Source organism: Shigella sp. FC1967 (assembly GCF_001743005.1).
Taxonomy (GTDB): Bacteria; Pseudomonadota; Gammaproteobacteria; order Enterobacterales; family Enterobacteriaceae; genus Proteus.
Genome location: NZ_MIIZ01000711.1, coordinates 1 through 4,277, shown reverse-complemented (window position 1 = coordinate 4,277; position 4,277 = coordinate 1). Strand labels below are relative to the sequence as shown.

General features: G+C 43.3%; 3 protein-coding genes. 2 read left to right on the top strand and 1 reads right to left on the bottom strand.

Translation table 11 applies throughout. The features are described 5' to 3' along the window. A partial coding sequence (locus tag BHE89_RS10655) for a formate dehydrogenase accessory sulfurtransferase FdhD (protein WP_171742491.1) occupies positions 1-423 on the bottom strand: 423 nt, incomplete at its 3' end. A 182-nt stretch (positions 424-605) separates the two neighbouring features. Between BHE89_RS10655 and fdnG the strand changes: the two genes are divergently transcribed. Beyond that, on the top strand, positions 606-3,653 hold the full coding sequence (gene fdnG / locus BHE89_RS10650) for a formate dehydrogenase-N subunit alpha (protein ID WP_128860464.1): 3,048 nt from the start codon (positions 606-608) through the stop codon (positions 3,651-3,653). Between the two features lie 11 nt (positions 3,654-3,664). Continuing rightward, a partial coding sequence (gene fdxH, locus BHE89_RS10645) for a formate dehydrogenase subunit beta (protein ID WP_128860463.1) occupies positions 3,665-4,277 on the top strand: 613 nt, incomplete at its 3' end.

Sequence of the window (4,277 nt, the reverse complement as noted above, 5' to 3'; positions counted from 1 at the left end):
AAAAGGTAACGGTGTAATAGGTCGGAAAATCTCTTCTAGTTGTTCAGTTCCACAAATACCACAGCCTGTACGCCCTGCCATATTGCGGCGGCGCTCTTTTAACCCCATAAAGCGTCGGCTTGATAATTCAACTTGAACTTCAATGCCCCCATGGCAACTTTCCACAATTTCGATACTTCGAATTTCATTAGAAGATTCTATAATGCCTTCGGATAAAGAAAATCCGACAGCAAACAACTCTAAATTTTTAGGGCTAGCCATCATAACAACGTGAGAAATTCCGTTGTATACTAATGCAACAGGAACTTCGAGTGCAATATAATCATCTTCTTGTCTGTTGAGAGATCCTTTGTGTTGCACAATTGTTTGATCTACGCCAATGATTACACGTTTAGTTAACAATTTTTGTCGATTTTGTTTCATCCATAAGATGAATTCCTAATTTTATTAATACATAATAACAATACGGGTAAAACGATTTTACACTACCTATCAGGCAATGAACCTGATCCTATTAAGGATAATAGGAATAAAAAAACAATCAGCTCCATTTTCGTGAAGAAAATCAGAGTCAGTAAAAGCAATGTATGATGAGGAGAGACCCCATGCAGGTCAGCAGAAGACAGTTCTTTAAGATCTGTGCTGGCGGTATGGCAGGTACTACAGCGGCGGCGCTCGGTTTTGCACCAGCAGTTGCGCTAGCTGGCTCACGTCAGTATAAATTACTGAGAGCCCGTGAAACCCGCAATACCTGTACGTACTGTTCTGTCGGTTGTGGACTATTAATGTATAGTCTGGGCGATGGCGCGAAAAACGCAAAAGAAACAATATTCCATATTGAAGGTGACTCAGACCATCCAGTAAACCGCGGTGCATTATGCCCTAAAGGTGCTGGTCTTGTGGATTTCATTCACAGTGAAGGTCGCTTAAAACACCCAGAATACCGTGCACCCGGCTCGGATAAATGGGTTAAACTCACATGGGAAGAAACGTTTGATCGTATTGCGCGCTTAATCAAAAAAGACCGCGATGCCAACTTCCAGAAATTCAATAAAGAAGGTGTAGAAGTCAACCGTTGGTTAACAACAGGTATGCTTTGCGCCTCTGCAGCAAGCAATGAAACTGGGTTTTTAACTCAGAAATTCTCAAGAGCTCTTGGGATGCTGGCTGTCGATAACCAAGCGCGTGTCTGACACGGACCAACGGTAGCAAGTCTTGCTCCAACATTTGGTCGCGGTGCGATGACCAACCACTGGGTTGATATGAAGAATGCCAATCTTATCGTCGTTATGGGCGGTAATGCGGCAGAAGCACACCCTGTGGGATTCCGCTGGGCAATGGAAGCTAAAATCCATAATAACGCCAAGCTAATTGTTATTGATCCTCGCTTCACCCGTACTGCGGCTGTTGCGGATTTCTATACGCCTATCCGTTCTGGTACTGATATTGCGTTCTTATCGGGCGTTATCTTATATCTGCTCGAAAATAAGAAATATCAAAAAGAATACGTTGAGGCTTATACCAATGCTAGCTTGATTGTCCGTGAAGACTATCATTTTGATGATGGTTTATTCAGCGGATATGATGCAGAAAAACGTAAATACGATAAAACCACTTGGAACTACGAGATGGATGAAAATGGTTTCGCAAAACGCGACACCACATTACAACATCCTCGTTGTGTCTGGAATCTGTTAAAACAACACGTTAGCCGTTATACGCCTGATGTGGTTACTCAGATTTGTGGTACACCAAAAGACGATTTCCTAAAAGTCTGTGAATATATTGCTGAAACAGCAGCGAAAGATAAAACAGCATCTTTCCTGTATGCATTAGGCTGGACTCAACATACCGTTGGTGCCCAAAACATTCGTACCATGGCAATGATCCAATTACTGTTAGGTAATATGGGTATGGCTGGTGGCGGTGTTAACGCACTACGTGGTCACTCCAATATTCAAGGCTTAACTGACCTCGGTCTATTATCTCAAAGCTTACCAGGTTACCTAACTTTGCCTTCTGAAAAGCAAACATCGTTAGAAACCTATTTAGCAGCGAATACGCCAAAAGCGACAGTACCGGGACAAGTTAACTACTGGGGCAATTATCCTAAATTCTTCGTCAGTATGATGAAGACATTTTATGGTGATAATGCTCAACGTGATAATGATTGGGGCTTCTCACTGTTACCTAAGTGGGACAAACCTTACGACGTTCTACAATATTTCGACATGATGGATAAAGGTGAAGTCAACGGCTATATCTGCCAAGGCTTTAACCCAGTGGCATCATTCCCGAATAAGAATAAAGTTGTTCGTTCATTATCAAAACTGAAATTCCTTATCACTATGGATCCGCTAAACACTGAAACTTCATGTTTCTGGCAGAACCACGGTGAAGAGAACGACGTTAAAACAGAAGATATCCAGACAGAAGTCTTCCGTCTGCCAACAACCTGTTTCGCAGAAGAAGACGGCTCTATCGTTAACTCTGGTCGCTGGTTACAGTGGCACTGGAAAGGCGGTGATGCCCCAGGTGTTGCTATCCCTGATGCTGAGATTTTATCTGGTATTTTCCATCGTTTACGCCAACTCTATAAAGAAGAAGGCGGCGCGATGCCAGAGCAGGTGTTGAATATGACTTGGGATTACTTTGATCCTGATAATCCAACATCCGCAGAAGTGGCACAAGAAAGCAATGGTAAAGCGTTAGTCGATTTAAAAGACGCTGATGGCAATATCATTCTGAAAAAAGGTCAACTGCTTAGCTCGTTTGCTCAGTTACGTGATGATGGTACAACAGCAAGTGGCTGTTGGATCTTCGCAGGTAGCTGGACAGAGAAAGGCAACCAAATGGCTAACCGTGATAACTCCGATCCATCAGGATTAGGTAATACATTAGGTTGGGCATGGGCATGGCCTCTTAACCGTCGCATTATTTATAACCGCGCATCGGCAGACCCACAAGGTCAACCATGGGATCCTAAACGTAAGCTAATCGAATGGGATGGTAGCAAATGGACAGGTATTGATGTACCTGACTATAGCAATGCTGCACCAGGTTCTGATGTTGGTCCATTTATTATGCAGCCAGAAGGTATGGGACGTCTGTTTGCTATCGACAAGATGGCAGAAGGTCCATTCCCTGAACACTATGAGCCAATTGAAACACCATTGGGTACTAACCCGCTGCATCCAAATGTTGTTTCAAATCCAGCAGCGCGTATTTTTAAAGATGACTGGAATGATATGGGTAAAGCAGAAGATTTCCCATATGTCGGTACAACTTATCGTCTGACAGAACATTTCCACTTCTGGACTAAACACGCGCGCTTAAATGCGATTATTCAACCACAACAATTTATTGAAATTGGTGAGCGTTTAGCCGCAGAAAAAGGCATTGTTCAAGGTGATACCGTTAAAGTCAGCTCCAAACGTGGTTATATCAAAGCGAAAGCGGTAGTCACTAAACGTATCAGGACTCTTGATGTTGATGGTCGCAAAGTGGATACCATTGGTATTCCGATCCACTGGGGCTTTGAAGGTGTTGCAGTGAAAGGCTTTATTGCAAATACGCTAACGCCATTTGTGGGTGATGCGAATACACAAACGCCTGAGTTTAAAGCGTTCCTTGTTAATGTGGAAAAGGTGTAAGGAGATAAATTATGTCACTGCAATCCCAAGACATTATTCGTCGCTCTGCTACCAATTCCCTCACTCCCGCGCCTCAGGTGCGGGATTACAAGGAAGAAGTGGCAAAACTTATCGACGTAACAACCTGTATCGGCTGTAAAGCCTGTCAGGTTGCTTGTTCTGAATGGAATGATATTCGCGATAAAATTGGCACTAACGTAGGCGTTTACGATAACCCAACTGACCTAACAGCAAAATCATGGACAGTGATGCGTTTCTCTGAAGTTGAAGAGAACGGCAAACTGGAATGGTTAATTCGTAAAGATGGTTGTATGCACTGTGCTGATCCTGGCTGTTTAAAAGCCTGCCCAGCAGAAGGTGCTATCATTCAATACGCTAACGGTATTGTTGATTTCCAATCAGAACACTGTATTGGTTGTGGTTATTGTATCGCAGGTTGTCCTTTCAATGTGCCTCGCATTAATGAAGAAGATAACCGCGCTTACAAATGTACGTTATGTGTTGACCGTGTAGAAGTTGGTCAAGAACCTGCCTGTGTGAAAACTTGCCCAACAGGCGCGATTCATTTTGGTTCGAAAGAAGCCATGATCAATCTTGCTAGTGAGCGTGTTTCTGAACTGCAAA